At 59.3% G+C, this 24,107-nt stretch carries 27 protein-coding genes; 9 read left to right on the top strand and 18 right to left on the bottom strand.

What is annotated here, in order from left to right; all coding sequences use genetic code 11:
• The first annotated feature begins 96 nt into the window (after positions 1–96).
• Positions 97–636 carry a DUF3617 domain-containing protein gene (locus D3870_RS13465; RefSeq protein ID WP_119739832.1) on the top strand — a complete coding sequence of 180 codons (540 nt, stop codon included), beginning with the start codon at positions 97–99 and terminating at the stop codon, positions 634–636.
• A gap of 171 nt (positions 637–807) precedes the next feature.
• Here D3870_RS13465 and D3870_RS13460 read toward each other — a convergent pair whose 3' ends face one another.
• The gene (locus D3870_RS13460) at positions 808–2,028 is read right to left on the bottom strand and encodes a CHRD domain-containing protein (RefSeq protein WP_119739830.1); all 1,221 of its coding nucleotides are present in this window, start codon (positions 2,026–2,028) and stop codon (positions 808–810) included.
• Positions 2,029–2,537: 509 nt separating this feature from the next.
• Positions 2,538–3,221, bottom strand: coding sequence for a methyl-accepting chemotaxis protein (locus D3870_RS13450; RefSeq protein ID WP_119739826.1), 684 nt, complete (start codon positions 3,219–3,221; stop codon positions 2,538–2,540).
• 31 nt (positions 3,222–3,252) lie between these two features.
• On the opposite strand from D3870_RS13450, the gene D3870_RS22100 reads away from it, so the two are divergent.
• On the top strand, positions 3,253–3,795 hold the full coding sequence (locus tag D3870_RS22100) for a hypothetical protein (protein WP_147375795.1): 543 nt from the start codon (positions 3,253–3,255) through the stop codon (positions 3,793–3,795).
• Positions 3,796–3,851: 56 nt separating this feature from the next.
• Complete coding sequence (locus D3870_RS13440; RefSeq protein WP_119742101.1) at positions 3,852–5,084, top strand: malic enzyme-like NAD(P)-binding protein; 1,233 nt, start codon at positions 3,852–3,854, stop codon at positions 5,082–5,084.
• A gap of 99 nt (positions 5,085–5,183) precedes the next feature.
• Here the strand turns inward: D3870_RS13440 and D3870_RS13435 are convergent, their stop codons facing one another.
• The 5 genes from D3870_RS13435 to D3870_RS13415 form a co-directional block, all read right to left on the bottom strand.
• The gene (locus D3870_RS13435) at positions 5,184–6,452 is read right to left on the bottom strand and encodes a M20/M25/M40 family metallo-hydrolase (RefSeq protein WP_119739822.1); all 1,269 of its coding nucleotides are present in this window, start codon (positions 6,450–6,452) and stop codon (positions 5,184–5,186) included.
• A gap of 243 nt (positions 6,453–6,695) precedes the next feature.
• Positions 6,696–7,316, bottom strand: coding sequence for a class I SAM-dependent methyltransferase (locus D3870_RS13430; protein ID WP_119739820.1), 621 nt, complete (start codon positions 7,314–7,316; stop codon positions 6,696–6,698).
• A 128-nt stretch (positions 7,317–7,444) separates the two neighbouring features.
• Positions 7,445–8,644 (bottom strand): GGDEF domain-containing protein, encoded by a 1,200-nt coding sequence (locus D3870_RS13425; RefSeq protein ID WP_119739818.1) that lies wholly within the window; start codon positions 8,642–8,644, stop codon positions 7,445–7,447.
• Positions 8,645–8,770: 126 nt separating this feature from the next.
• Complete coding sequence (locus tag D3870_RS13420; protein ID WP_119739816.1) at positions 8,771–9,418, bottom strand: LysE family transporter; 648 nt, start codon at positions 9,416–9,418, stop codon at positions 8,771–8,773.
• A 97-nt stretch (positions 9,419–9,515) separates the two neighbouring features.
• The gene (locus D3870_RS13415) at positions 9,516–10,043 is read right to left on the bottom strand and encodes a DUF2721 domain-containing protein (RefSeq protein WP_277986361.1); all 528 of its coding nucleotides are present in this window, start codon (positions 10,041–10,043) and stop codon (positions 9,516–9,518) included.
• A 163-nt stretch (positions 10,044–10,206) separates the two neighbouring features.
• Here D3870_RS13415 and D3870_RS13410 point away from each other — a divergent pair, with 163 nt between their 5' ends.
• Complete coding sequence (locus D3870_RS13410; RefSeq protein WP_199710644.1) at positions 10,207–10,509, top strand: hypothetical protein; 303 nt, start codon at positions 10,207–10,209, stop codon at positions 10,507–10,509.
• A 116-nt stretch (positions 10,510–10,625) separates the two neighbouring features.
• Positions 10,626–10,880: a hypothetical protein gene (locus D3870_RS13405; RefSeq protein ID WP_147375794.1), complete on the top strand. Its 255-nt coding sequence runs from the start codon at positions 10,626–10,628 to the stop codon at positions 10,878–10,880.
• 60 nt (positions 10,881–10,940) lie between these two features.
• Here D3870_RS13405 and D3870_RS13400 read toward each other — a convergent pair whose 3' ends face one another.
• Complete coding sequence (locus tag D3870_RS13400) at positions 10,941–11,297, bottom strand: CzcE family metal-binding protein (protein WP_119742095.1); 357 nt, start codon at positions 11,295–11,297, stop codon at positions 10,941–10,943.
• Positions 11,298–11,594: 297 nt separating this feature from the next.
• The gene (locus tag D3870_RS13395; RefSeq protein WP_119742093.1) at positions 11,595–12,434 is read right to left on the bottom strand and encodes a DMT family transporter; all 840 of its coding nucleotides are present in this window, start codon (positions 12,432–12,434) and stop codon (positions 11,595–11,597) included.
• Between the two features lie 195 nt (positions 12,435–12,629).
• On the opposite strand from D3870_RS13395, the gene D3870_RS13390 reads away from it, so the two are divergent.
• Complete coding sequence (locus tag D3870_RS13390) at positions 12,630–13,637, top strand: MBL fold metallo-hydrolase (protein WP_199710642.1); 1,008 nt, start codon at positions 12,630–12,632, stop codon at positions 13,635–13,637.
• A 103-nt stretch (positions 13,638–13,740) separates the two neighbouring features.
• Here the strand turns inward: D3870_RS13390 and D3870_RS13385 are convergent, their stop codons facing one another.
• The 3 genes from D3870_RS13385 to D3870_RS13375 all read right to left on the bottom strand — a co-directional run bounded on the left by D3870_RS13385 (position 13,741) and on the right by D3870_RS13375 (position 15,347).
• Entirely contained in the window at positions 13,741–14,196 is a 456-nt protein-coding gene (locus D3870_RS13385; protein ID WP_158590458.1) for a nuclear transport factor 2 family protein, read from the bottom strand.
• 334 nt (positions 14,197–14,530) lie between these two features.
• Positions 14,531–14,917, bottom strand: a complete 387-nt coding sequence (locus D3870_RS13380; RefSeq protein ID WP_119742090.1) for a GYD domain-containing protein — start codon at positions 14,915–14,917, stop codon at positions 14,531–14,533.
• A gap of 184 nt (positions 14,918–15,101) precedes the next feature.
• Positions 15,102–15,347, bottom strand: coding sequence for a hypothetical protein (locus D3870_RS13375; RefSeq protein ID WP_119739811.1), 246 nt, complete (start codon positions 15,345–15,347; stop codon positions 15,102–15,104).
• A gap of 397 nt (positions 15,348–15,744) precedes the next feature.
• On the opposite strand from D3870_RS13375, the gene D3870_RS13370 reads away from it, so the two are divergent.
• Positions 15,745–16,191 carry a hypothetical protein gene (locus D3870_RS13370; RefSeq protein WP_242489972.1) on the top strand — a complete coding sequence of 149 codons (447 nt, stop codon included), beginning with the start codon at positions 15,745–15,747 and terminating at the stop codon, positions 16,189–16,191.
• A 143-nt stretch (positions 16,192–16,334) separates the two neighbouring features.
• Here D3870_RS13370 and D3870_RS13365 read toward each other — a convergent pair whose 3' ends face one another.
• The 6 genes from D3870_RS13365 to D3870_RS13340 form a co-directional block, all read right to left on the bottom strand.
• On the bottom strand, positions 16,335–16,925 hold the full coding sequence (locus D3870_RS13365) for a hypothetical protein (RefSeq protein ID WP_242489971.1): 591 nt from the start codon (positions 16,923–16,925) through the stop codon (positions 16,335–16,337).
• 105 nt (positions 16,926–17,030) lie between these two features.
• The gene (locus D3870_RS13360) at positions 17,031–17,474 is read right to left on the bottom strand and encodes a DMT family transporter (protein WP_119739805.1); all 444 of its coding nucleotides are present in this window, start codon (positions 17,472–17,474) and stop codon (positions 17,031–17,033) included.
• A gap of 320 nt (positions 17,475–17,794) precedes the next feature.
• Complete coding sequence (locus tag D3870_RS13355) at positions 17,795–18,025, bottom strand: oxidoreductase-like domain-containing protein (RefSeq protein WP_119739803.1); 231 nt, start codon at positions 18,023–18,025, stop codon at positions 17,795–17,797.
• A 140-nt stretch (positions 18,026–18,165) separates the two neighbouring features.
• Positions 18,166–18,750 carry a hypothetical protein gene (locus D3870_RS13350; protein ID WP_147375793.1) on the bottom strand — a complete coding sequence of 195 codons (585 nt, stop codon included), beginning with the start codon at positions 18,748–18,750 and terminating at the stop codon, positions 18,166–18,168.
• 44 nt (positions 18,751–18,794) lie between these two features.
• Positions 18,795–19,790 carry a DUF262 domain-containing protein gene (locus D3870_RS13345; RefSeq protein WP_119739800.1) on the bottom strand — a complete coding sequence of 332 codons (996 nt, stop codon included), beginning with the start codon at positions 19,788–19,790 and terminating at the stop codon, positions 18,795–18,797.
• Positions 19,791–19,874: 84 nt separating this feature from the next.
• The gene (locus D3870_RS13340) at positions 19,875–21,638 is read right to left on the bottom strand and encodes a glutamine--tRNA ligase/YqeY domain fusion protein (RefSeq protein WP_119739798.1); all 1,764 of its coding nucleotides are present in this window, start codon (positions 21,636–21,638) and stop codon (positions 19,875–19,877) included.
• A 201-nt stretch (positions 21,639–21,839) separates the two neighbouring features.
• Between D3870_RS13340 and D3870_RS13335 the strand changes: the two genes are divergently transcribed.
• Positions 21,840–22,943, top strand: a complete 1,104-nt coding sequence (locus tag D3870_RS13335) for a DUF2157 domain-containing protein (protein ID WP_119739796.1) — start codon at positions 21,840–21,842, stop codon at positions 22,941–22,943.
• A 90-nt stretch (positions 22,944–23,033) separates the two neighbouring features.
• A complete protein-coding gene (locus tag D3870_RS13330; protein ID WP_119739794.1) occupies positions 23,034–23,804 on the top strand; it encodes a DUF1223 domain-containing protein in 771 nt (256 codons plus the stop codon).
• The last annotated feature ends 303 nt before the right edge of the window (positions 23,805–24,107 follow it).

The following is a 24,107-nucleotide window of genomic DNA, read 5'->3' as shown; positions in this document are numbered from 1 at the left end:
TGTCAGTTTTGCATGATGCATACGGGGGGCGTTTGCATTGTTGCCCCATGTAATCGGTAGTAGCATTTGCAAACCTTGCAACTTCATGGAGATACCATGCCCAAGCCCTTCCTTTCATTCCTGACGCTGTCATTGTTGTCCGCATCCGTTTCAGTCGCCGCTTTCGCTGCAGATCGGATGAAGCCGGGCCTGTGGGAAATGACGATCAAATCCGACGCCATGAAAGCGATGCCGAAGCTGTCGGCGGAGCAGATGGAACAGATGCGCAAGATGGGAATGAATGTGCCGCAGATACAGGATGGCGGCATGGTCAGCAAGGTTTGCGTCACGAAGGAGATTGCCGAGCGCGACGAGCCGCTGGACGCAGACGCGAAGGAAATGGGTTGCCAATCGAAAAATTTCCAGCGCAGCGGCAATGGTTATTCAGCCGAGATCGTTTGCAACGGTGCGCTCATGAAAGGCGAGGGCAAAGCCAAGGGAACGTATTCAGGCAACGACAGCTATACCGCCACGTACGATTTCAAGGGAACGATGCATGGTCAACCCGTGACCCAGCATAGCGAAACGCGCGGCAAGTGGTTGAGCGCCGATTGCGGCAACGTGAAACCTGTTGCCGACTTCGCAAGGAAAAAATAATCGGAAAACATGGCGGCACGTGGCGCAATGCCTGATGCCGTTTTTCACGATTGCAGAAATCATCATGGACAGGCATGAAGGTCTGTACCTGCCCATGACGTGTTGCGGAACAAAACCGGGGTTCGGCACACGGCGACAGCGACCCGATGCGTCGCGTGCCGAGCGTGCTCCTCACATGGTGTAGGTGGTGGCTCCGGTACCTGTCGTGCCGGTTCCCGACGTTCCGTTGCTGGAAGTTCCAGTTCCCGTGGTTCCAGTTCCCGTGGTGCCGGTGGTTCCCGTGGTGCCAGTGGTTCCCGTGGTGCCGGTACCTATGCTTGCCAAAGTTCGTTGCAGCGGCGAAATCTGGCCGCGTATTTCTCCGCTCGGGAATGCGACGCTATGAACATTGAAGTAGTAGTTGCCTGACCGCAGGGTGGTTAACTGTTCTTCGGTGAGCGTGCCTGTCACCGTCCAGATCCCGCTTCCGGCTGTGGTTTCGGTCATCGGGAAGACGATGGCACCCGCGACGCCCGGCGCGCCGATGTGGATGTGCGCGACTGTGCCGGTAACGCCGGTCGTCATCACGGCTCCGACCATGGCACGCGACACCGGATCAACCACAACGGATCCCGCGCCGTGGGCGGTACTCGTGTTGGTCGGAACTTCATGCACACCGCGCAGCGCGGAGGTGAATGCCGTGCTGTTGCTGACGTCAATGGCGGCTCCAGTGCTTGATGTGCTTGAGCCGGTCGCCGTGGTGGTGCCGGTCGTGCTGCCCGTCGTGCCGGTCGTTGCGGTTTGCGCCAGCAATTGTCCGCGGATTTCTCCTGCCGGGAAGGCGGTGCTGCTCACGCTGAAATAGAGGTTGCCGACTGCCGCCAGAAACTCGTTGTACCGGGTTTCGGTCAGCGCTTCCGTGTAGGTCCAGATTCCGCTGCCGGCAACGGTTTCCGTGAACGGAAACACGACCGCGCCGTTGACGCCGGCGGCACCGGATTGCACCGCGGCGGCTGTGCCGGTGATGCCGGTCGTCGTCAGGGTTGCTACCAGCACGCGCGTGGCGGGGTCGATTTCGATCGTGCCGGCGCCGCGTGCGGTACTGGTTGTGGCCGGACTGACTTCGCCTCCCGTCAGCGTTGCCGCGTAGGTATTGACCAATTCCTGCGCTGCCGCCTGGGTGATGGGAGGAATGGTGGTGCCGCTCGTTGAGTCAGGTGTCGTGCCGGCCGGCGTGGTACTGGCTGGTGTGGTGCTGGCAGGCGTGGTACTTGCCGGCGTCGAGGTATCGGTCGTGGTATCCGCCGCCGCAAGGGGCGCGTCGCTGCCGCTGCTGCCGCACGCTGCGAGCATCACGGCAAAAGTCGCTGCCAGCGACCAGCGGAATACGGGTCTGGAAAAAATGTGTTTCATGGTGATGCCTCCGGAAAGGATTGAAGGATGCGAAAGCAATTCGCAATTCGGAGGCGGGCAGGCGATGACGCATGGCCAACCGGACTTTCCACGGGAGCATGGCGGCACGCATGAACATCTGCATGGAGGAATCCTTGAACGCAAGAATCGTTCATGCGGCGATGTGGCGACTGACTATGCAAATGCGCGGCATTGCATGCAGCATCGACTGCGGACCTCCGGACGCAGCTGCATTGCAGTGTTTGTGCCAGTGTCGCGTTGGCATCGCATGAAAGCTGGGCTATGCACTTGCGGCAACAATAACGATGCCGTGCAGCGATCGTTATTGTCGAGATGGATTCATTGCGGCGATTTGTTGCTGCGATTGCGCTTCGGGCCGATCGCTGGAAGCTGAATGTGGCAGGGTGGAAATGCGGCGTGAGCGGCGCTGGTGGAATAACCGGTAACAACTACGAGGGTGTTAGAAAAAATACCGATACCACGGCACTGTGCCTCGGCGGATGGCGATCTCAAGCGGCCGAACCGTTCAATGCCTCGCGCACCAGTCCGTCGATCTCTCCCGTGATGCCCGACAGCACGCTCGCCACCACCGAGAATTCGCGGCCCGCCTCGCCGGCCCGGGCCGCAACAATCTGGGCATTGAAGGCCACCATGCGGGCCTGCTTGGCGATCGTTTCGATGTCGCTCATGATGCCGCGCAACTGCTTCTTCACCTGCAGCGCATATCGCTTCGACTGTTCTTCATAAATGGCGGTGATGCGATTGAGGATGGCGAGCATCGGGGTCGCGCTCTGTACCAGCTCCTCCAGCAGCGCCGGTGCCTGGCGGTAATTCGCCTGCATCGCATCGAGGATGCGTTCCGCCAGCCGGATGAAATTCCAGATGTGTTCATCGCCGCGCAACGTACCGAAACAGGCTTCCCGCAGTTCCTCGCAAAACACGCCCGGCAGCTCGCCCTTGCCGTCCATCAGCGCGATATGCGCATCGCGGAACAAGGTCAGCGCCTCACGCGCGGTGTCGAGCGCTTGCGCATCCCCGAGCGATGCCAGTACCGAATACAGCACAATCCGTTGCGAGGTGAAGCGGCGGCGGCCCGACAGGTTGATCAGCGCGCCGCATGCTTCCCCCGAGAGCTTGGTCGCGGCCCTGGCTTCTTCACATGTCGGCGTTCCGCTTCGTTGAAGCTGCAGCATCGAGAAACCCCTTGTTCATTTTTGTTTCTCTATGGAAAGTATTTTCCGTGCCAGTGCCGACGTCGGAATGCCGGTTCGGCAGACACCCAAACTCGGGCAGCCACTGCGCGCCAATGCGCCGATCCGGGATTGCGCATTCGCCGCTCAGCCGCCCGGGCTGGTGCGTCACGCGGCGCACCGAAACCGGGCAGCGCCGGAAATTGTGTGCTACGCTACCGCCTCCCTGCCGTCGGCGTGCCTGCACGCAAGACTTGCCGATCGCAGGTTCCACGCTGTTTGCTCCCTCTGCCTTATCAATGGAAGAGAAATGGGCGTGCCGCCGGCAAGCCGGGTGGCAGCCCGCCAACGGAACGGCAAAGGCTTACCGGTCTTTGTGCGTGCCGCCAGCCACGGCGAAAATATTTGCACGAGAAAAACCATGTCGACCCACGTCCGCATCCGCCAAACGGAACGGAACCTCATTTGCCTGACAGGCAGCCACCGGTGCACAGCGCACCAGCAACATGTGGAGCTGATGGAGAACCGCAGCTTGAAGATTTGCGCGCGACAGACGCGCTCGCGCCTGCCCGAATGAAAGCGCCCGCCCGGGCCGTCGACAATCGAACCGACCAATTGCTGAAAGAGAAGAAAATGAAATCGCTGGAACAAAATGCGCTGGAATACCACTCCCACGGACAGCCCGGAAAAATCGCCATTCAAGTCACCAAGGCGGTCGGCAGCCAGGCCGACCTCTCGCTCGCCTATTCGCCGGGCGTCGCCGTGCCCTGCATCGAGATCCACAAGAACCCCGCCAAGGCCTATGAATACACTGCCAAGGGCAATCTGGTCGGCGTGATCACCAACGGCACAGCCGTGCTCGGCCTGGGCGACATCGGCGCGCTGGCAGGCAAGCCGGTCATGGAAGGCAAGTCGGTCCTGTTCAAGAAGTTCGCGGGCATCGACGCTTTCGACATCGAAATCGACGAAACCGATCCGGAAAAGCTGGTGGACATCATCGCCGCACTGCACCCGACTTTCGGCGGCATCAACCTCGAAGACATCAAGGCGCCGGAATGCTTCTTCATCGAGCATCACCTGCGCGACCGCCTGTCGATCCCGGTCTTCCACGACGACCAGCACGGTACCGCGATCGTGGTGGGTGCCGGCCTGCTGAATGCGGTTCAGCTGACCGGACGCGATATCACGAAGCTCAAGGTGGTCTGCTCCGGCGCGGGCGCGGCGGCGATGGCTTGCCTCGACCTCTTGCTGGACCTGGGCGTGCAGCGTGAAAACATCTTCGTCTGCGACAGCCGCGGCGTGCTGACCACGAACCGCGAATTAACCAAAGAGAAGCGTGCCTGGGCGCAGAACACCGACGCCAAGACCATGTCGGACGTGATGCACATGGCCGACATGTTCCTCGGCGTGTCCGGCCCGGGCCTGCTGAAGCAGGACGACGTGAAGAAGATGGCCGCCAAGCCGATCGTGTTCGCGCTGGCCAACCCCGAGCCGGAACTGCGGCCGGAACTGGTGCGCGAAGTCGCGCCGGATGCCATCGTCGCCACCGGTCGCTCCGACTATCCGAACCAGATCAACAACGCGCTGTGCTTCCCCTACCTGTTCCGCGCCGCGCTCGATTCTGCCGCGACCAACATCAATCAGCCGATGAAGCTGGCCTGCGTCGAGGCGCTTGCCGCCATGGCGCGCAGCGACGAACACTTCGGCCGCGATTACATCGTGCCGACCCTGCTCGACAAGCGTCTGCTGACAGGTGTGACGCCGAAGATCGCTACTGCCGCGCACGAGAGCGGCGTGGCGCGCAAGCATCTGAATGAGGAGGAATACCGGGCGCAGCTGGAGGCGCTGGCGAAGACGCTGCTGTGATGGGGCGTCGATAAAGACTGGTCGGTGAAAGCCCCTTGCATGAAGGGGCAGACCGATTCCGCGGCGGACGGCACTTGGTGCAGTCCGCCGTTTTTCTTTTTATTGCGCCTTCGCGACTTCCTGCATCATGCGCGTCATCAGGTACAGGCGCGGCACGATCGAATCCACCGTGATGAATTCGTCGCGCGCATGGTAGCCCTCGCCGGCGAGGCCGAAGCTCTCCAGCACGATGGCCTTGCCCGAACGGGCCGCGAATCCGGCATCGGTTGCGCCGCCGGTGTTGTCGTGCAGCGCAAGCTTGCGTCCGATCTCGCCATAGATGCCTTGCGCCTTCTTCGCCAGCTCGCGCGCCGCGGAGGAGGCGACGAAGGGTGGACGGCCGCGCTCGATCGCGATCGTGGTTTCTGTATCGGGTACCAGCTTGTTGGCCACGCGTTCACGCAGCGCGGCTTCCATGCGCTCGAATCCGTCGGCAACGGTCAGCCGCATGTCGGCGGTGGCGAATGCGCGTTCGGGGATCTGGTTGCGCACTTGTCCGGCTTGCGCCACCGTCCAGTTCAATTGCGTACCCGGAATGGATTTGGCGATGTCTCGGGTCTGCAGGATCTGGTGTGACAACTCGACCAGTGCGTTGCGGCCCAGTTCGGGTGCCGCGCCGGCGTGCGACGTGCGTCCTCGCACCTGCATTGTCACGGTGCCGGTGCCGCTGGCGCCGAGCAGCAAGCCCTCCGCCCTGGCCGCGATCGGCTCGCACGAGAAGACGTAGTCGTGCTCGGCGGCGAGCGTCGCGATCAGTTCGCCGGAATCGATCGAGCCGATTTCCTCGTCCGAATTGAACAGCACGGTCACCTTGGCGTAGTCGCGCCAGCCGGCATCGTTGAGCATCTTGAGCGCGTGCAGGATGACCGCGATGCCGCCCTTGTCGTCGGCGATGCCGGGACCGTAGATGCGTCCGCTCTCGACGCGCCACGGCTGCGTCGCCAGCGTGCCTTCCGGATACACCGTGTCCATGTGCGCCATCAGCATCAACCGTTTGGTGCCGGTGCCGGTGAAGGTGCCGACCACGGTACTGCCGGCGCCTTTGCCGGATTTGTGCCGCTCAGTGCGTGCGCCGAGCGCCTTGAGCTGCTTCTCGGTGTAGTCGGCCATTTTCGCCAGTCCCGCCGCATTGCTGCTGCCGGATTCGATCGACACCATGTCCTTGAGCGTGTCGATCAGCGCAGGTTGCGCCTGCTTCGCCGCCTCCAGCAGTTTGGTGTCGGGATCGGCTGCGTGGGCGCAGGTGAACACCGCGCAGGCGGAGAGGGCGGCCATGAGCGACAGGACAAGCCTCGGCGCACGTGCGGTACGGAATGGCGATGGATGCATGGTGTCTCCTTGTGATGAATATGTGCCAAGGATTCTAATCCTTTCCATTTGGAATGAAAGCGGCAAAGCAATACACCGCCCGGCGATTGATCCGTCAAACCCCTTGTGTCGCCGGCTGATGAGGAGCAGGGGGCACGCGGCCGACATGCGTCCCGTTGAATATCGCCGGCGGTTTGCGCAGCGTGCGCCGACAGGGGAGAGAGGATGAACGGCAGCCTGCCTTCGGGGCTGGAGTCCAGATATTCAGGTATTGCGGATCACGATCAGCTTGGACAGGCCGAGAAAGTTCACCTTGCGGACCGAGCGGATTTCCCAGTCGTGCTTCAGGATTTGCTCATCGAAACAGAAGTCGGAGCGAAAGCCGATGCGGTCGGCCAGCGACTTGAACGCATGTTCGAGCAGCCACCAGAAGCGGCTGCCGCTGAAGTGGTTCAGGATCAGGATGGTGCCGCCCTTGCGGCAGACGCGGCGGATTTCGGCGATCAATCGCTGCGGTTCCGGCGTGACCGACAGCACATAGGGAATCGCCACGCAATCGAAGGAACCGTCCGGAAATTCCATCGCCTCCGCATTCATCGCGACCAGATGGATGTTGCGTCCCGACATTTCCTCTGCCCGCTGCCGTGCGATCTCCAGCATCTCGTGCGAGATATCGATCCCGACCACGGCGGACTTGGCCGGGTAGTGGCTGAGCGTCAGTCCCGTGCCGACCCCGACTTCCAGAATGGAAGCCGGACGCATCGACGATACCGCCTCGGTCAGCGCCTGTCGCCCCGGCTCGAACACTGCGCCGAACAATCGATCGTATAGCGGCGCATACAGGCGGTATGTGTTGACGACGTTGTCTACCGAGATTGGCTTCATGGGCGAGATTGTGTGTTGAGTTGCGATATCAGACCGCGAGGTGCCTGAAAGTTCGGCAAAAACGGTGCTTGTTAAATCTGCCTCAGAAACCGGAAAGGCGTCTTGCCAAAGGTCAAGCGTCGGTGCGGTCAGTGCGATGCCACGGACGATGCCGGTTGACTTGCCGTTTCCGGTCCGTCGGTGCAGACGATGCGGTCGCGCCCGCCTTGCTTGGCGCGATACATGCGCTGGTCCGCCTTGTCCACCAGCGTCTTCCAGTCTTGCGCATGCATGTCGATGCGTTCGGCAATGCCGATGCTGGCCGTGACCGGCGTGTTGTCGGGGCGCATGCCGAAGCCGATATGCCGCAGCCGCACCAGCGCCGACTCGGCTTCCTTGATGTCGGTGTTGGGCATGATCAGCACGAACTCCTCGCCGCCCCAGCGCGCCAGCACGTCGCCGCGCCGCAGGTTGCGGCTGATGGTCTCGGTCGTCGCGATCAGCACATGGTCGCCCGCCTCGTGGCCGAAGCGGTCATTGACGCTCTTGAAGTGGTCGAGGTCGATGAAGGCAATCGCCAGCGGCTTGCCGCTGCGACGCGTGACGCTGAACTGCAGCTCGATCACTTCCTCGCCGCTGTTGCGCGAGAAGGTCCCGGTCAGCGGGTCGCGCAAGGCCTGCCTGACCAGCGCGAGCATGAAGGCCAGCTGGCTCATGCCAGCCAGCGCCGACATGCCGGTGATGATAAGCAGCAGCCAGAATGCGCCGGCAAACGACGCCCAGTCCAGCGTCGGCCAGCGCACGTAGCCCGAGACGAATTGCAGGATCAGGATGGGGCAGGCGATGATCAGGTTTTCCAGCAGGGTCAGCGGAAAGATCGACAACCCCGCCAGCAGCACGAACGGCAGGAAGGCATAGCCGCCGACGATGGCCGCCGGGGTGTCGGCCAGCTGGTGGCTGGCGATCAGGAAATGCGACGCGATGTCGAACACGGTGGGAATCGCGAACAGGAACGCGATTGCGCGATACGCATGCAGCGTGTTGCCGTTGGGCTTGTATTCCATCAGCAGGCTGGCGAATGCGACGCAGGCGGCAAAGCGCATCAGCGCAAGATCGAGCCACAGGACGACAGGGAAGATCAGAAAATCGACGATGCTCCACAAGGGCGTCAGCACCGCGAACAGATAGGCGAACAGGCGCACGCGATTGACGATCAGCGTAGCCCGTCTGCGCGCGAGCAGGAGCGGATGCTGATACGGCGCACCCAGCCAGCCGAATTCCGCCTGTCTCAGTTCCCCAGGCATCAAGCCGGCAAGCCTGTGCCAGACGAGATCAACGATGCGGTTCATGGTCGGTTGTCAGGATGCCGGGTGCTTGGTAAATCGTCTACAAGCTAGCACACTCTCGGCGGGCCTGAGTCAATTACGGCATGACGATTTCCGCTGGATCAATGATGCCGCAGAAACGCGCGATGTTTACGTGCCCGGATTGCGCTTGACGAAGAACAATGCCGCGCCGACGGCCATCAGGATGCCGCCGAAAAAGCGGTTCTGCTGCTTCACCGCTCGTGCATCGCGGAAATATCTTTGCATCGACGATGCGGCGAAGGCATAGCTGTGCATTACCACGAGGTCGACGGTGCACATCGTTGCCGCCAGGATCAGCAGCTGTGGCACCAGCGCGGCGTTGTGGTCGATGAACTGCGGCAGTACCGCGACCAGGAAAATGATGCCTTTGGGATTGGTGGCGTTGGTCAGGAAGCCAGTCAGAAAGCGCCGCGACAGGGCCGGTACCTCGGTATGCGCGGCCGCCTGCAGCGGCATGTCCGCGCTGACTTCCACCCGCGCGCGCCATTGGCTGAAGCCGAGATAGATGAGGTAGAGCGCGCCGACGATCTTGACGATGTTGAAAGCGAGTTCGGATGCCACCAGGATCGAGCCGACACCCGCGCCCGCGATGAACAGCACCAGCAAGAGGCCGGCCTGCAAGCCGAGGATGGTGCCGGTGGTTCGCTTCACGCCATAGGAAAGCCCATGCGACATCGATAGCACCGCGCCGGAACCGGGCGAAACGGCGATGGCGCAGGCGGCGAAAAAGAAGGTGATCCAGGTGGCGAAGTTCATGGTGTTTCTCGGCGGATTTCAGGGGAAGAGCAATTATGCAGCCGCGCCCGCCATCCTGCACGGCTGGCCATTCTTGCAAGGCGGCGGATGCCTTGCCTCACAATCGTTTTTGCAGATCCTGCTCGACCATTTCCAGTTCGATTTCAATGGCCTTGGTGCTGATCAGGATTTCGTAAAGCGACAGCAGCAGCGAGATCACGAGCAGCAGGATGCTCAAGCCGAAGATGTATTGCGCAATCTCGATCATGTCGATGAACACGAGGAACATCGACAGCGCGCATAAGAGGAAACTGGACACGCCCATGGTCTGCATGCGGCGCATCAGCGTGATGCGGATCCGCAGATTGTCGATCTGCCGCACCACGACGTCCGGCAAGTTGTCCCGGTGCTGGCTGTGCAGGTGCCGGATCAGTTGTGCCAGCACGAGGAAGCGATTGGTATATGCCAGCAGCAGCAATGAGATGGCAGGAAACAGCAGGGCGGGTGTGGTCAGGTTCATGAAATGCGTGGTCAGTGCGGCGTGGTCAGTGCGGGAAGAAAAGAGGAATACGCTTGCCGGTGCGTCGAAGCGGGCATGTTGCAGGCAAGCATAACCCGAAACGGTCCGAATCTTGAAGTAGAGCACGGCGCATCGCTTCCTGATCGCGGCGCATCCGTGCCGTCGAGCATGTGGCGGCTTGTTCGTCATTTGAGACGAATCAAGCGCAGCGTTGCATCGCGCATTGCGCAGGTCCGGCACCTCTCATATGGCGTATAAAGCAATGGTCATGTCGTCACAAGGAGGTGCCATGCTGCTGCGCGAACGTGTTGTCAAAGTGCGTGAGCCGATGCCGCAAGCGGTATCCGGTGCAATCGCACCGCCCCCGGAGATTGTGCGCCTCAAATCAATCGCGATTGGTTCGCAGTCCGTCGGCGCGCTCGCCATCGGTGCGCTGGCCTTTGGCGCGATTGCGATGGGGGTGCTGGCTATCGGTCGGCTTGCCATCGGGCATGCGCGGATTCGCCGGCTGGAAATCGACGAACTCGTCGTGCACCGGCTTCAAGTGACCGAAACACTGCAGACCCCGAAGACACCCTGGTACGACGGCTGATGCTTTCGGCTTTCGCAACGCGCGGCATTGTCCTATCTTCTAAATACGGCATCAGGCTGTGCACATCGATGATGCGCCGGATCGAGCGCGTGCCGTGACAAACCGAGGAGGCCGGAATGCGTGTGTCGATGATGGTGTTGGCAATGGCTGCGCTGCTTGCTGCGTGTACTACGCCGGAGCAACGCGCCCAGTACATGGCGAAAGAGGCCGATTACATGATGCAAGTGTACGGCCCGGCTTGCGACAAGTTAGGCTATGCGAGAGACACCGATCGCTGGCGCGATTGCATCTTGCGCTTGAGCACACGTGACGATCTGGTGCGATCCGGCGGCTACATCGGCTATGGCTATCCGATTTACCGGGCGTACTGAAACCGGCTCCGGATTGGTGCAAGCGCCGCCTCGATATCATCGAGTCGTCGGCAAAGAGCGTCAACGATTCCGATTGCCCCCGCCGATATAGCGCGGGTCGCGCGCGACATATGCCGTCACCACGTGGTCGAGCATGCCGGGCGGCGCGATGCGGTTCAGATCGAATGAGGAAATGCCTGCCGCAACGAAGAAGCTCCATGTGAACATCTTGTCGCCGACCGCGAAATTCACGACCTCGCCTCCTGTCACGTTCACATGCCTGGTATCCGGCGTGATCACGATCGTGCGCGTCCCCGACGATGCCGGCGCGGGATCGCCCAGCAGTTTGACCGGAGGTTCCATCGCGCTCACCGGCGCGATGCTTGTCGCCAGCAATGACGCAACAATCACAGTCAGCAATGAAAATTTCGATGTCATTCCGCTCTCCATGAAAAAATAAAACCCGACCCGCACGCAATGCCGATCTTCACCCTTGCATTTACAGTGTAGGAGACTAAAGTAATATCAAGTCAGTGAGTATTACGCTCGACAAACGTCGATGCGGTGAAAGCTGATGGCCCTTGACTAGGGCAGAGATCATGCCGAGGAACAACCCGATGACGCATGATTACGAAGAGCCGCAATGTTGATTGTTGTCGGCTCCCTGCATGTGTCCTTGCGCATGATGCAAGGCAGAACCCGATACCGGAACCGGTGTCGGGTTTTTTTTTGAGGTCAGGTTTTCTTGCCGGTCAGTGCCAATGCCACCCCGCCCAGAATGATGGCCGAGGCAATCAGCAGTCGTGCGGTAAGTGGTTCGTTCAACAGAATCACACCGGCTGCTGCCGCGATCATCGGGACGGTCAGTTGCACGATGGCCGCGCTGGTCACGCTCAATCCGCGCAGTGCGGTGTACCAGATGACATAACCGACTCCGGACGTCAGCGCGCCGGATGCAATGGCATACGCAACACCCATGGCGTCTAGCGTCGCCGAGTGCAGGGTGACGATGCTCAACACGGCAGCGAGCGGCGCGGCGCGCAGGAAGCTGCCCGCCATCACGGCGGTCGGATCGCCCGCGCCCTTGCCGCGGATGCTGAAAATTCCCCACGCGACACCCGCAGCCAGCATCAACGCCGCACCCTGCAGCGGCGGGGCGGTAATGCCGGGCAGCACCAGGCCGACGATGCCGGCAAAGGCGCATGCAAGACCCGCGATCCGCCGCCAGGCGAGCGATTCGCCGCGCCACAAGCCGTAGCCGATCATCGCTGCCTGCACCGCGCCGAACAACAGCAAGGCACCGGTCCCCGCCGACAGGCTGACATAGGCGAAGGAAAAACACGCCGCGTAGGCAAACAGCGCGATGGCCGACGGCCAGTCCGGCGCAGGTGCACCCGCACCGTTGCGCCATCTCGCCACCGGCACCAGCACGAGCGCGCCGGAAACAATGCGTATGGTCGTGAAGCTTGCGGCATCGATGCCGGTGTCCGTCAACGCAAGACGGCACAGCAGCGAATTGCCGGCAAAGGCCAGCATCGCAAGCGACGTCAGCAACACAATCCGCATGGACGACATCAGATGCCTTTCCGGCAGCAAGGCATCGGCTGCCGCATATGCACAAGATAATGCGTTCCGGTGCAGCCATATTGCGCAATCTCCTTGCCGCCCCCCGACCGAACACGACAATCCGCCGGCGGATTTCCACAGGAAAAGCGCTGACGGAATTACGTTATGATCAAATTCCCATCATCAATTTTCACAAAGAAAGCCATGGCACGACACAACATGAAGAACATCTCGCGGAAAATCCTGCTGGCCACATTGATCGCCGGGTCCACGGCAATGACGGCCCTCATTCCTGCCACGGCTTCAGCTGCGCCGCCGGCGAAGCAGGCGACCCAGGTCCCCGGCTTCTATCGCATGGTGCTGGGCGAGCTTGAAGTGAGCGCGCTGTACGACGGGCTGGTCGTACTCGACCAGAAGCTGCTGAAGGGCGCGAGCGCGACGGACATTCAAAGTCTGCTGGCACGCATGTTTGTCGAAACCACGAAAGGCATGCAGACCGCAGTCAACGCGTACCTGATCAATACCGGCGGCAACCTGATTCTCATCGATACCGGCGCGGCAAAATGCTTCGGTCCGACGCTCGGTGTGATTGGCGGCAACATCCGCGCCGCCGGCTACGACATGGCGCAGGTCGATACGGTGCTGCTGACGCATTTGCACGGCGATCATGCGTGCGGTCTTGTTGCTGCCGATGGCAAACCTGCGTTCCCGAATGCCACCGTATACGTGGCGAAGGAGGAAGCGGCATTCTGGCTCAACAAGGACATCGCCGCGAAAGCGCCGCAGGACGCGCAGCCCTACTTCAAGATGGCGCAGGATTCCGTTGCGCCATACCTTGCAGCGGGCAAGCTCAAGGAGTTCGACGCCGGTGCAACGATCCTGCCTGGTGTCGTTTCCGTGTCGACACCGGGGCATACGCCAGGCCATGCCGGCTACCTGTTCTCCTCGGCGCAGCAGCAGCTTCTGGTGTGGGGCGATATCGTGCACAGCCACTCGGTCCAGTTCGCGCGGCCCGAAGTCGCGATTGACTTCGACTTCAACAGCAAGCAGGCCATCGCCAGCCGCAAGAAAGTCTTTGCCGACGCCGCGAAGAAGAAACTCTGGGTCGCGGGCGCGCACATTCCATTCCCCGGCATCGGACATGTCCGCGCCGAGCGCAAGGGATACGCGTGGGTGCCGGTGGAATTCTCGCCGCTGCCTGGCAAACCGTGATCGGCGGGCGGCGATCCTGAGTGTTGGCGCGATGCGGGTCGGCGCGCCCGGCAAAATGCCCCGGCAGGCAGCCGGGGCATGATGTTGCCGCGTTGGTTGCGGGTCAATGGAGCGGTGTCGCGCCTGTGCCGGTCCCTGCCTGTTGTGCCGCTGTATCCACCGGCTTGAAGGCTTTCCGCGCTGCCGCCGTGTCATTGAATTGCTGGAACTTTGCCACCTTGCCATCGCGGATGGTGAAGATGTGCACCCATGGATTGTCATAGTCCTGGCCGGTCGCCCTCACTGTCCACGTTGCCTGTCCGGTGACCACCACCTTGTCGCCCTCGGCGATCATGTCCTCGGGCGCAAAATGCCGGGCTTCCTGGGTACGGTCCAGTTCGGCGAAAAACTGCGCCAGTTCCTGCGTGCCGTGACGGTTGCCGGAGAAGGTCACATATTCCGTGGTTGGGCCGACCCATTCCGCGTCGTCGGCAAACAGTTGCAGCAAACCGGCAATATCCCCGGCCTGGAACAGCTGATACCCCTGCATGACCAGTTGCTTGTTTTGCTGAATGTCCATCACGGTCTCCTTCAATGCGATCGATTTCCCCTTCTCCCTGCGTTGTCCTTGCGTTACACCATAGGTCAGCATTGGCAGGGATGATTGAGGATGATCAAGGCAGAAGCGTGCCGGATGCGGTGTGTGCAAATCCGGAAGTCAGCAAATGATGATCAATGCCGCATCATGACAGCGGCGCTCAATGGAAGGATGAAGACGAAGAGAAATGGTCATCCGCAGGCGCAGCCCGTGGAATGCAGCACGACTCCAGGCGAGCATTCTCGGCTCACTCGGCAAGTCGCAACAACGCCCTCAGCCATCCGCAAGAATGCGGAAGATTTCCCCTCATATCGCTTCAAGCGGAATCCTGGGCGAGCTGTCCGCCTTCGGCATCCCACTTGGTGACTGCGGCTTGATCAGCCTCATATCCGGGCGGCCGATAAACGCCGCTCTTCTTCACGGCGTCGTCAACTTCCTGGGGCGTGATCAGCACGGTCGTCTTGCACGTCGCCGCTCCGGCCGCATTGATCTTGAGGGCAAGTGCCGTCGCGGTGGCATTGTCCGGAAGTTCGCCGATCACGAAAACGTCGGTGTCGCCGAAGGCAAAGTAAAAGGCCTCGACCGTGCCGCCCATCGACTTGAACAATTCATCAATCGCCGTACGCCGCCTGGTGCCGCCTTCCTTCAGCAGACCATCCACACCTTTGCCAACATAATTGGCCTCAATGAGATATTTGGGCATCTGCATCTCCTTCCGAGTCTGGCATCACTCAATGTAGATTCACCGGCGGACCCGATAAAGGCAGAAGTGCAAAAGGATTGATAAATATGCAGCCCTGATGTGATGGTGCAATGGTAGGGTGCGATAACACCGCTGAAATTCTCATGCCGCGCTTGACGGGCGGCGAAGCCGCACCGGCTGGCGATCATGTTTTGCGCTTGCCTGAACGCTTGGGTGGTGTATGCGGACGCGATTTGTTCTTTTGCTCGAAAATGGTTTTAGCATCCTGAACGGCGCGTTCCTGTGTACGCATGGCCGGAAGGTCATCATGCAAGGTAAAAAAATCCGCCGCCTGCGCCCGCATTACATGCTTGATCGCATCTTCGTCGCTCATGTTGAACATTTCCGTCATGAGCGTGGTCACTTCATCCAGGTATTCTTCGTAGGTCATGGGCAATAGGCGCGGCGCGCGCAGCGGTTTGGAGGGAGTTGTCGCAGTATATTGGACGATGGACGCGAACGGTGGACGAACGGTGGACAAACTGTGACGATATGTGCTCCATGTTCTGCCTGTCGCCCCGCATGATGGAATGACCATCAGGGTCGGCCATTCGCTGCATTCTTCCGGTCAGTTGATGAAGGGAACTGGCGCCGTCTTCGTTGGTCAAGACGTTGCCCCTCATTTAAGCGATAATGCGCGCCCGGATTTACTTCGCAGCACTAGCAGAGCCGACAGCTCGCAGGCATATCAGTAACTTTTTTGAAAGCACACTATCTTGGTCTCAACTAGAAGCAAGCGCTGGAATGGCAACTTTGACACCCTTCCAGCGGAATATCTCAAAGGCGTCATGGCAAAAATGGCCGACTATGGCGACCGCGTTCAGTTTTCCTTTGTTAGCGGCGGCTCCGAGCCGAGCTATCAAATCCTGACCACCCTCGGAAAAACAATGGCGTTCGACAAGAACCATCACCTGCTGCGTCCCGAGGGCGATGAGTTCTCCGGTGCCAACCTCAGCGCGATCCTCACGCTGGACAAGGTAAAGGCGCTCATCGCCGGAATCGGCACAGGCTCTCGCACCGGCTCGCGCACAGCACGTGTCGTCCGCGCCGGCGGCGCAACCAGCGCGGCAAGACTCGAAGACCAGTTCGCCGCCCAACGCTATGAATATTTCAAGAACAATCGGCAAACGCTCCCGCCGAAGATTACCGAATATTCGGACGAGATTACCGAACTGATGAAGAAGGGCAAGTCGGTTGAGGAAGCGTTTGGCGAGGTTGTGAAGAAGTATTTCTGATCGCGTCGTAACAGCCGTGCCACTCATCGGAATGCACGGCGTTTGTTCAGCCGACGGTTGTCTTGCAACCGAGGAGCGGAAGTCGGCGGAATGCGCTTCACTTTTCCGCCTTCGCTGCCGCGGGTCCTGGCTTGTGTGTTCGCTCAGGTGTTCGGACTCTTGGCCTTCATGTGCTCTCTGCTCCTGCATTCATTGGCAAGCTGTAGTCCCTTTTTCGAGTCGAGCAGCATGCTCTTGGCCGGAATACTGATCCAAACCAGACCGGCATCCTTGTCTTCAAAACGATGCGCGCCTGTCGAGGTTTCCACGCGCGTCAGTTCGTGCATCTTCTTGTTCCAGCGCATGCCGATGCGCTGGTTGTCGCCGGCGTTGTCGTAGATCGATACCTTGTTGCCAAGCTCGCAATGGAAGTCGGTGCGGGTCTTGCCGGCGAGGTCGGGTTGATTGTCCTCATCCGTTTTTTGCACCGCCTTCTTTGCGGCGTGCTTTACCGGTTTCCTCGTTGGTGCCGGAGCAGCGCTCTCTGCGAACGCGTGAGGAATTGCGACGGTCATGCCGATGCCAAAAAGGACAGGGAATAGTTTCTTCATCAGATTGTCTCCGTTATGACGCGATCTCTCACGGTCAGTTTCGAGCGTTCGCGCCGGAATGGTTAAGGCCTGCTCACGCCGATGGCGCTGAAGCCGCACTGCCCGAGGTTGGTTGCAGTGCGGTTCGATATTAGCCAGTGACAATGGAGAGATGTTGCGATGAAGAAATTTGTTACATTGATGAGGCGACGCGAGCAAACAGACAGACAGGTCGATGCGCTGCGCATGTCACACTGTCTCGTTCATTCGTCAGTACTTCACGATCATCACCGTTCCCGCAATGAGCAGTAGTGCGCCGACAATGCGCGCCACATTGATGCCATGCTGAGCGAATCCAATCAGGCCGTAATGGTCCAGCAGGAGTGACATGAACAATTGCGCGGCAATGGTCAGGCACACCAGGTTTGCTGCTCCCAGTTTTGGCGCAACGAGAATCGCGGTTGCCACGTAAAACGCGCCCACCACACCACCGATCCACGCCCACATCGGCAACTTCGCCAGCATCTGGGCCGTCGGCCATTCGGCGCGTGCCGCGAGCGCGTATGCCAACAGGCACACGGTCCCCACGCCAAATGAAATGAGCGCGGCCACGATCGGGCTGCCGATGCCATGGCGAAGAGTGCTGTTCACGCCCACCTGGATCGGCAGGACCGCACCCGCTGCGATGGCGAGCATTACATACCATGTTTTCATATTGTTCGTCCTGTGAAAGGTGTCATGCGCCTACTGCCATGCGCCCATTACTCAGTAGTCAGAAATTTGGACGACGGCTGCATTGCTTCAACTCCTTCCCCTTCAAGGGGAAGGCCGGGATGGGGATGGGTTTTTCGCTGCGGATTTAACCCATCCCCACCCTAACCCTCCCCTTGAAGGGGAGGGAATGTGGTCACAATGTTGTCATCTAAATTACTGACTTCTCTGTAATCATTGGCGGACGTTTCGTCGAGCGCCGGGCAGCATCACATCCGAAGCTTCGGCGCCAAGCGGGCGAGGCGCACTCTGCGCTTGCCGTATCAGCCGTGCCTGAGCAAAGCTTCCCGCGCTTGTTCACACCAATATCCGACTGCACTCAGATACCCTTCCCACACGCAGCCACTGCAGCCGCGACCGCAGCAGGTAGTCGGCTCTTCCGGTGGATCCCGCAGCAAGACGCTGTGTTGAGACAGTTGCGCGATCAGATCGGCGATCCATTGTCTGGCTTGACAGGCGTTGGCAGGAGACGGGGACTGCAGATTTTCATTCATTGGTAATTGCCGAGCGCCCCGCGTACCGATTTGGAGGAACGTTGCGCGTCAGTGATTAGGTAACTGGGTCCGCATGCAGAATGGTGCGCATGGAACTTGACGAGCAATCTCGAGATCTCGTTTACTTGTTCAGCGTTGCCTTAGATGGGAGACTTCGTCAAGGTCTTAATAAATACTTTCGACCACCTTATGTATTGAACAATAATGCGATCTTTGGGCGGATTACCAGGGATAGCTGCTTTGCAGGACAAAAGAAATCTACCAGGATTAATGCCTCGTGATGCCGAGAAAATTTTGGTTGAGAGAGCAGAAAACTTTAATTGTGTTGATGTAGAGCCATGAGCGATATGATTCCGCACATGCCTCATATCGTCATAGGTTGCATCATGCAGACTTCTAATGCTTAAGAAATGGTCGCCCGGATCTAGAATGCCATTTAAGTTTTTTTGTATCTTGGATAGCGTAGTCCACTCTAAGTAATATTTTTTCGTCACCTGCAGCATATGTTGGCGTGCCGCATCAACACTTCGAAATCCAGGTATTAATAGCCGCGGAGCACTGCCGTCCAGGTAAAGAACCCCGCGTGTAAGCTTTAAAGCGATGTTCTCAGCGCATTTATCCAGTTCGTAAAAGAGCCGTAGCATGATGTTCTCAGATATAAGCTTTTGATACTCCAGCTCAAGATTGGTTAGCTTATGGTTTAGTTGCAACAATTCGTTCGTCAATCTAACGAATCGTTGATAGTCCGACGCAAGCGAAACCATATGGGTCAGCTGATTCGCTTTGCTAAGTATTCATGGCGTACCCGTCTGCTTTTTATGCGCTGCGTAGAAGCAGTGCATGCTTCATAAAAAGCTCTATCCTCGGCTTTATGCTTCGATGCGTCGTTAAAAAGTGCGTCGATCGCCTTCATCTGTTCTTCTAGTTTTTTCGAACCAATAGCGCCTTTTTTTTGATCAAGCACTATTAAAAGAGAGAAGAAAATTGGGGAGCGATAAAAAATCGTATCTTTTATCGCAGTCGCAGTCAGTTTTTCAATAATTGAAAAAATTCGATCCAACCGCTTTTGAATTTTTTTCTCGTCATCAAACAGATCGTCATATTGCTCGTACAAGTTATCGAGTTTGGCCGAACTGAAGTCAGAAAGCCCCGATAACAGATTCAGGACAAGATCTGAAATAAACTGGACCTCGTCCATGCGGGAAATATCTGTCGCGGAGAATATGCTGGTTTCTCGCCAAAAGCCCACCTTTTTGGCCGCATACTCCAAACAGAACTGTTTCATTGCTCCGCTAAATTTTGCGTTCCGCTTTTCTTGAGCGTTTAACGACTTAGAAATGGAATTCAAGCGCCCAAATATTTCGATAACGTCGCTCTCCTCGGCGTTGACAAGAGATCCGATCGACAGCTTGGTCATCTTCAGCTCAGTTCGCTCTTTGGGCGAGAGAGCAGAGTACTTTACGGGTGCATTGTGATTGGGATGACGCGCTGCAAATTCATCATCAAGATATCCCAGAATTGAGCGCATACGCTGCTGCCCATCGACGACCTCCTTAATACTTTTCTCGCTCTCTACGTCCAAATAATGGCGAATGTATATCGTTGGTACCGGCTTCTTGACGAACAGTGTATTGAGTAGGTATCCCTTCTGTGCGAGATTCCATACGGAGCGACGTTGATACCACGGGTCGAGCTTCAGTTCGTTATTTTTGTAAAAATTGGCTAAGTCTTGTATTACAAGAGATTCATAGTCAACGCGATCCATTGAGCGCTCCGGTTTTTATTGTTAAGCATGAAAAATGCTGTTGCTAGTACCGCATCAAAGCGATGCAGATAATTAATTACTCCCTCACTTCCCCCACGAATCCTTCAACGTCACCACCCGATTAAACACCGGCTTTCCCGGTTTCGAATCCACCCGATCCGCGACGAAGTATCCATGCCGCTCGAACTGGAACTTGTCGTCGGCCAGCGCCTTCCCCATCCCGTGTTCGAAATAGGCCGTAATCACTTCCTTCGAATTCGGATTCAGTGCCGTCTTGAAATCCTTCCCGCCCGCGTCCGGCATCGCATCGCTGAACAGGCGGTCGTACAGGCGCACTTCGGCTTGCAGTGCGTTGTGCGCGCTGACCCAGTGGATGTTGCCCTTGACCTTGTAGTTGTTCGAGCCTTCGGTGCCGCTCTTGCTGTCGGCGAAGTAGTTGCAGTGGACGGCGATGACATTGCCGTTGTCGTCCTTGTCGCAGCCGGTGCATTCGACGACGTAGCCGTAGCGCAGGCGCACCTTGTTGCCGGGGAAGAGGCGGAAGTAGCCTTTGGTGGGGACTTCCATGAAGTCTTCCTGCTCGATCCACAGTTCCTTGCTGATGGGGAAGGTGCGGTGGCCGCGTTCCGGGTGATGCGGGTGGACGGGGGCGGTGCAGTCTTCCTGCAGGTTTTCCGGGAAGTTGTCGATGATGAGTTTTAACGGACGCAGTACGGCGACGGCGCGCGGGGCCTTGGCGTCGAGGTCGTCGCGCAGCGCGCCTTCGAGCGTGCCCATGTCGATCCAGCTGTCGGATTTGGTGACGCCGATGCGTTCGCAGAAGAGTTGAATCGATTCGGGGGTGAAGCCGCGGCGGCGGATGCCGACGATGGTGGGCATGCGCGGGTCGTCCCAGCCGTCGACGATTTTTTCCTCGACCAGTTGCAGGAGCTTGCGCTTGCTGGTGATGGCGTAGGTCAGGTTCAGGCGCGCGAATTCGGTTTGTTCAGGCAGCGGTTTCTTGAAGAAGCCGCCTTCGGCGAGACGCTCCAGCACCCAGTCGTAGAACGGGCGGTGATCCTGGAATTCGAGCGTGCAGAAGGAGTGCGTGATGTTCTCGATCGCGTCCTCGATCGGATGTGCGTAGTCGTACATCGGGTAGACGCACCACTTGTCGCCGGTGCGGTGGTGGTGCGCGTGGCGGATGCGGTAGATCGCCGGGTCGCGCAGGTTCATGTTGGGTGAGGCCATGTCGATCCTGGCGCGCAGAATGTGTTCGCCATCCTTGAATTCGCCTGCCTTCATGCGGCGGAACAGGTCGAGCGATTCCTGCGCCGGGCGGTCGCGGTAGGGCGAGTTCTTGCCGGGTTCGCCGAAGTTGCCGCGATTCCTTGCCATGTCTTCGGCGGACTGGCTGTCGACGTAGGCGTGGCCGGCGGTGATCAGGTATTCGGCCATGAAGTACATCTGGTCGAAGTAGTCGCTGGCGAAGTACAGATGGTCGCCGCTGTCATCCTTCCAGTTGAAGCCGAGCCACTTGACGCTGTCGAGAATGGTATCGACGTATTCCTGTTCTTCCTTGGTCGGGTTGGTGTCGTCGAAGCGCATCGTGCAGCGGCCGTCGAAGTCGCGTGCGAGGCCGAAGTTGAGGCAGATCGATTTGGCGTGGCCGATGTGCAGGTAGCCGTTGGGTTCCGGCGGGAAGCGCGTGACGACGGACGGCAGCGTGTGGCCGTTGGGGTCGGTGCGGTTGGCGTATTTGTTGGCGGCCAGGTCGGCTTCGATGATGCCGCGCAGGAAATTGGAGGCGGGCGCGTTAGCGGACGAGTTAGCGGACGAATTGGCGGCGCTGTTTTTCGGATCGTTCATGAATGTGTTTCGTGGAAATTCGCTGAAAGGGTTGCTTGCATTTTACCGTAGAGGGTAGTGCGCCAGGTCTGCCAAGGGTGGCGGTCCCGTATCGCCGGCCGAGACTGCGCGTATCGCGACAATAGGCTGGCGAAGTTCTCCGCCCAGCCGGCTGTGGAACGCGATACATTCCGCAATGGCAATAATGACAAGGAGTGGTCCATGACGGTCAGAAGGGAAGATCTGGAGGCGGCGGTAAAGGCGGGCGTGCTCGATCCGGTGGCGATCGATGCGCTGTTCGCCTTCCTGGTGCAGCGGGATACGCAATCGCCGCACAATCGGGCACGCAATGGGGCGCGCAATGGGACGCGATTCAATGGCACGAATGTGCTGTATTACCTCGGCGGCATGCTGGCGATCGGGGCGGCGACATTGTTCACCACGATTGCCGTTGATGCGCTGGGCATGGGCGCGTTGCTGGGTTTGTCGGTGGCTTATGCGCTGGCGGCGATCGGGGTTGCCGCGTGGCTGGAGAAGCGCAGTCATGGTGTGCCGGCGGGCATTTTTGCGACGCTCGCGATCGCGCTGGTGCCGCTGGCGGTGTACGCCTTGCAGCATGTGCTCGGATTCTGGAGCGATGGTCCGCATGCGCAGCATTATCGCGATTACCACCGCTACATCGATTGGCGCTGGCTGGTGATGGAACTGGCGACTCTGGTGGCGGGCGCGGCGATGCTGTGGCGCTTCCGCTATCCGTTCCTGATGATGCCGGTGGCGGTGACGCTCTGGTACATGGGCATGGACATCGTGCCGGCGCTGCTGACGCAGGCGAGCGGCGAGCCGGGCGGCTGGTTCGGCGGCGCGGCGTGGGAACTGCGCAAGATGATTTCGCTGGTGTTCGGCCTCGTGATGCTGCTGTTCGCGTTCTTTGTCGATCTGCGCTCGCGGCATGACAAGGATTACGCATTCTGGCTGTACCTGTTCGGCTTGCTGACGTTCTGCGGTGCGCTGTCGTTGATGGGTTCGGGCAGCTTGTCGGGCAAGCTGGTGTATCTGGCGATCCACTTCGGCCTGGTGTTCATCGGCGCGGTGCTGGGACGGCGGACGTTTGCGGTGTTCGGCGGGATCGGCATTGCGATCGTGCTGGGCGACCTGTCATGGCACCTGTTCAGGAATAGTCTGGCGTTTGTGCTGGTGCTGACCTTGCTCGGCTTTGCGCTGATCTGGATAGGCTTGTGGTGGAGCAAGAACGAGGTGGTGGTTTCCGTACGGATGCGGGCGATGTTGCCGGACGATTTGCGCGAGTTGATCGAGGCGCGGCGCTGAGGGCAGGACGTGTGCGGGCCGCGCTGTAAGTTTTCCGTATCACGCATCGACCAATGCATACCGGACTGGACCGGCCATTCTGGAGATGCGATGAAAACGCTTGCAACGTCGTTCACACTGTTCCTCGCATTGTTTATCGTGCCATGGCCGAATGCCGTCGCGCAGGCTTGCAGCAAGCAAAGCCCTGCGCATACGGTTGCCTTGCTGGAGCTGTACACGTCCGAGGGTTGCAGCAGTTGCCCGCCCGCCGACCAATTCGTCAGCAAACTGCGGGATGCCGGTCTGACGGCGGAGCAGGTGGTGCCGCTGTCGCTGCATGTCGATTACTGGGACTACATCGGCTGGAAAGATATATACGCGAAACGGACCTTCACCGAGCGGCAACGCTGGCTGTCCGAGCGCGCATCCAGCCGCACGATCTATACGCCGGAAATATTCGTTGCGGGCAAGGAATTGCGGAACTGGCGCAGCGGCGTACCGGCAGCGGTCCGGCGCGCCAACGAGCGGCCTGCACAGGCGGACATCCGTATCGCGCTGGGGGCGCTTTCCGACGCCGGTCTGCCGGTCGATGTGAACGCGCAATCGGCGCAAGGCGGGCAGCTGTTCGTCGCCTTGTATGAAAACGGGTTGACGAGCGTGATCAGGGCCGGCGAGAACCGGGGAGTGACGCTGCAGCACGACTACGTGGTGCGCGATTGGATCGGCCCGATTGCGCTGAATGGCGCGCCTGGCAAGGCACAACTGCAACGCGCGCTGGCGTTGCCGGCCGGCGCGGCGAAGAATCTTGGCGTTGCCGCCTTCGTGCAGTCGGACACGGGAGAGGTATTGCAGGCACTGGCATTGCCGGTGTGTGCCGGCTAGCGGGAATCCGAAAACCGGACGATTGCGCTGCCGTCGCCGCCATCCCGGCGTACGCCGGAATCCGACGTCGCACATGGACGTCACCGAATCCGGGTGCTTCGCCGGGATGACAAGGCCATGGGCAGTCAATGACTGCCGATTTCAGGAAGCTCATGATGTTGAGATGATTCGAGGGCTTGAGCCGTTCCGATCTGGAAGATGCGGCAGATGAGGCAAGCGCATTTCATCGCCGCAAGCAACGTTTCACGCATCGGATGTCGCGTTTCGTCGCATGCGGCTCCTCAATTCCTGCGGCAGGCGCGA

This window comes from Noviherbaspirillum cavernae (genome assembly GCF_003590875.1).
GTDB classification, from domain to species: Bacteria; Pseudomonadota; Gammaproteobacteria; order Burkholderiales; family Burkholderiaceae_D; genus Noviherbaspirillum; species Noviherbaspirillum cavernae.
Note: the sequence above shows the minus strand (reverse complement) of the source record. Positions and strands in the feature narration are given on the sequence as shown.

Excerpts from the sequence above, each read along its gene's own strand:
- D3870_RS13465 (WP_119739832.1), top strand. The coding sequence starts at position 97 with ATGCCCAAGCCCTTCCTTTCATTCCTGACGCTGTCATTGTTGTCCGCA.
- D3870_RS13405 (WP_147375794.1), top strand. The coding sequence starts at position 10,626 with ATGCGTGTGTCGATGATGGTGTTGGCAATGGCTGCGCTGCTTGCTGCG.
- D3870_RS13345 (WP_119739800.1), bottom strand. The coding sequence starts at position 19,790 with ATGGATCGCGTTGACTATGAATCTCTTGTAATACAAGACTTAGCCAAT.
- D3870_RS13330 (WP_119739794.1), top strand. The coding sequence starts at position 23,034 with ATGAAAACGCTTGCAACGTCGTTCACACTGTTCCTCGCATTGTTTATC.
- D3870_RS13425 (WP_119739818.1), bottom strand. The coding sequence starts at position 8,644 with ATGAACCGCATCGTTGATCTCGTCTGGCACAGGCTTGCCGGCTTGATG.
- D3870_RS13360 (WP_119739805.1), bottom strand. The coding sequence starts at position 17,474 with ATGAAAACATGGTATGTAATGCTCGCCATCGCAGCGGGTGCGGTCCTG.
- D3870_RS13440 (WP_119742101.1), top strand. The coding sequence starts at position 3,852 with ATGAAATCGCTGGAACAAAATGCGCTGGAATACCACTCCCACGGACAG.
- D3870_RS13335 (WP_119739796.1), top strand. The coding sequence starts at position 21,840 with ATGACGGTCAGAAGGGAAGATCTGGAGGCGGCGGTAAAGGCGGGCGTG.
- D3870_RS13450 (WP_119739826.1), bottom strand. The coding sequence starts at position 3,221 with ATGCTGCAGCTTCAACGAAGCGGAACGCCGACATGTGAAGAAGCCAGG.
- D3870_RS13380 (WP_119742090.1), bottom strand. The coding sequence starts at position 14,917 with ATGCCCAAATATCTCATTGAGGCCAATTATGTTGGCAAAGGTGTGGAT.
- D3870_RS13385 (WP_158590458.1), bottom strand. The coding sequence starts at position 14,196 with ATGGACATTCAGCAAAACAAGCAACTGGTCATGCAGGGGTATCAGCTG.
- D3870_RS13390 (WP_199710642.1), top strand. The coding sequence starts at position 12,630 with ATGGCACGACACAACATGAAGAACATCTCGCGGAAAATCCTGCTGGCC.
- D3870_RS13340 (WP_119739798.1), bottom strand. The coding sequence starts at position 21,638 with ATGAACGATCCGAAAAACAGCGCCGCCAATTCGTCCGCTAACTCGTCC.
- D3870_RS13435 (WP_119739822.1), bottom strand. The coding sequence starts at position 6,452 with ATGCATCCATCGCCATTCCGTACCGCACGTGCGCCGAGGCTTGTCCTG.
- D3870_RS13400 (WP_119742095.1), bottom strand. The coding sequence starts at position 11,297 with ATGACATCGAAATTTTCATTGCTGACTGTGATTGTTGCGTCATTGCTG.
- D3870_RS13460 (WP_119739830.1), bottom strand. The coding sequence starts at position 2,028 with ATGAAACACATTTTTTCCAGACCCGTATTCCGCTGGTCGCTGGCAGCG.
- D3870_RS13370 (WP_242489972.1), top strand. The coding sequence starts at position 15,745 with ATGGCAAAAATGGCCGACTATGGCGACCGCGTTCAGTTTTCCTTTGTT.
- D3870_RS13355 (WP_119739803.1), bottom strand. The coding sequence starts at position 18,025 with ATGAATGAAAATCTGCAGTCCCCGTCTCCTGCCAACGCCTGTCAAGCC.
- D3870_RS13375 (WP_119739811.1), bottom strand. The coding sequence starts at position 15,347 with ATGACCTACGAAGAATACCTGGATGAAGTGACCACGCTCATGACGGAA.
- D3870_RS13430 (WP_119739820.1), bottom strand. The coding sequence starts at position 7,316 with ATGAAGCCAATCTCGGTAGACAACGTCGTCAACACATACCGCCTGTAT.
- D3870_RS22100 (WP_147375795.1), top strand. The coding sequence starts at position 3,253 with ATGGAAAGTATTTTCCGTGCCAGTGCCGACGTCGGAATGCCGGTTCGG.
- D3870_RS13395 (WP_119742093.1), bottom strand. The coding sequence starts at position 12,434 with ATGTCGTCCATGCGGATTGTGTTGCTGACGTCGCTTGCGATGCTGGCC.
- D3870_RS13420 (WP_119739816.1), bottom strand. The coding sequence starts at position 9,418 with ATGAACTTCGCCACCTGGATCACCTTCTTTTTCGCCGCCTGCGCCATC.
- D3870_RS13410 (WP_199710644.1), top strand. The coding sequence starts at position 10,207 with ATGCTGCTGCGCGAACGTGTTGTCAAAGTGCGTGAGCCGATGCCGCAA.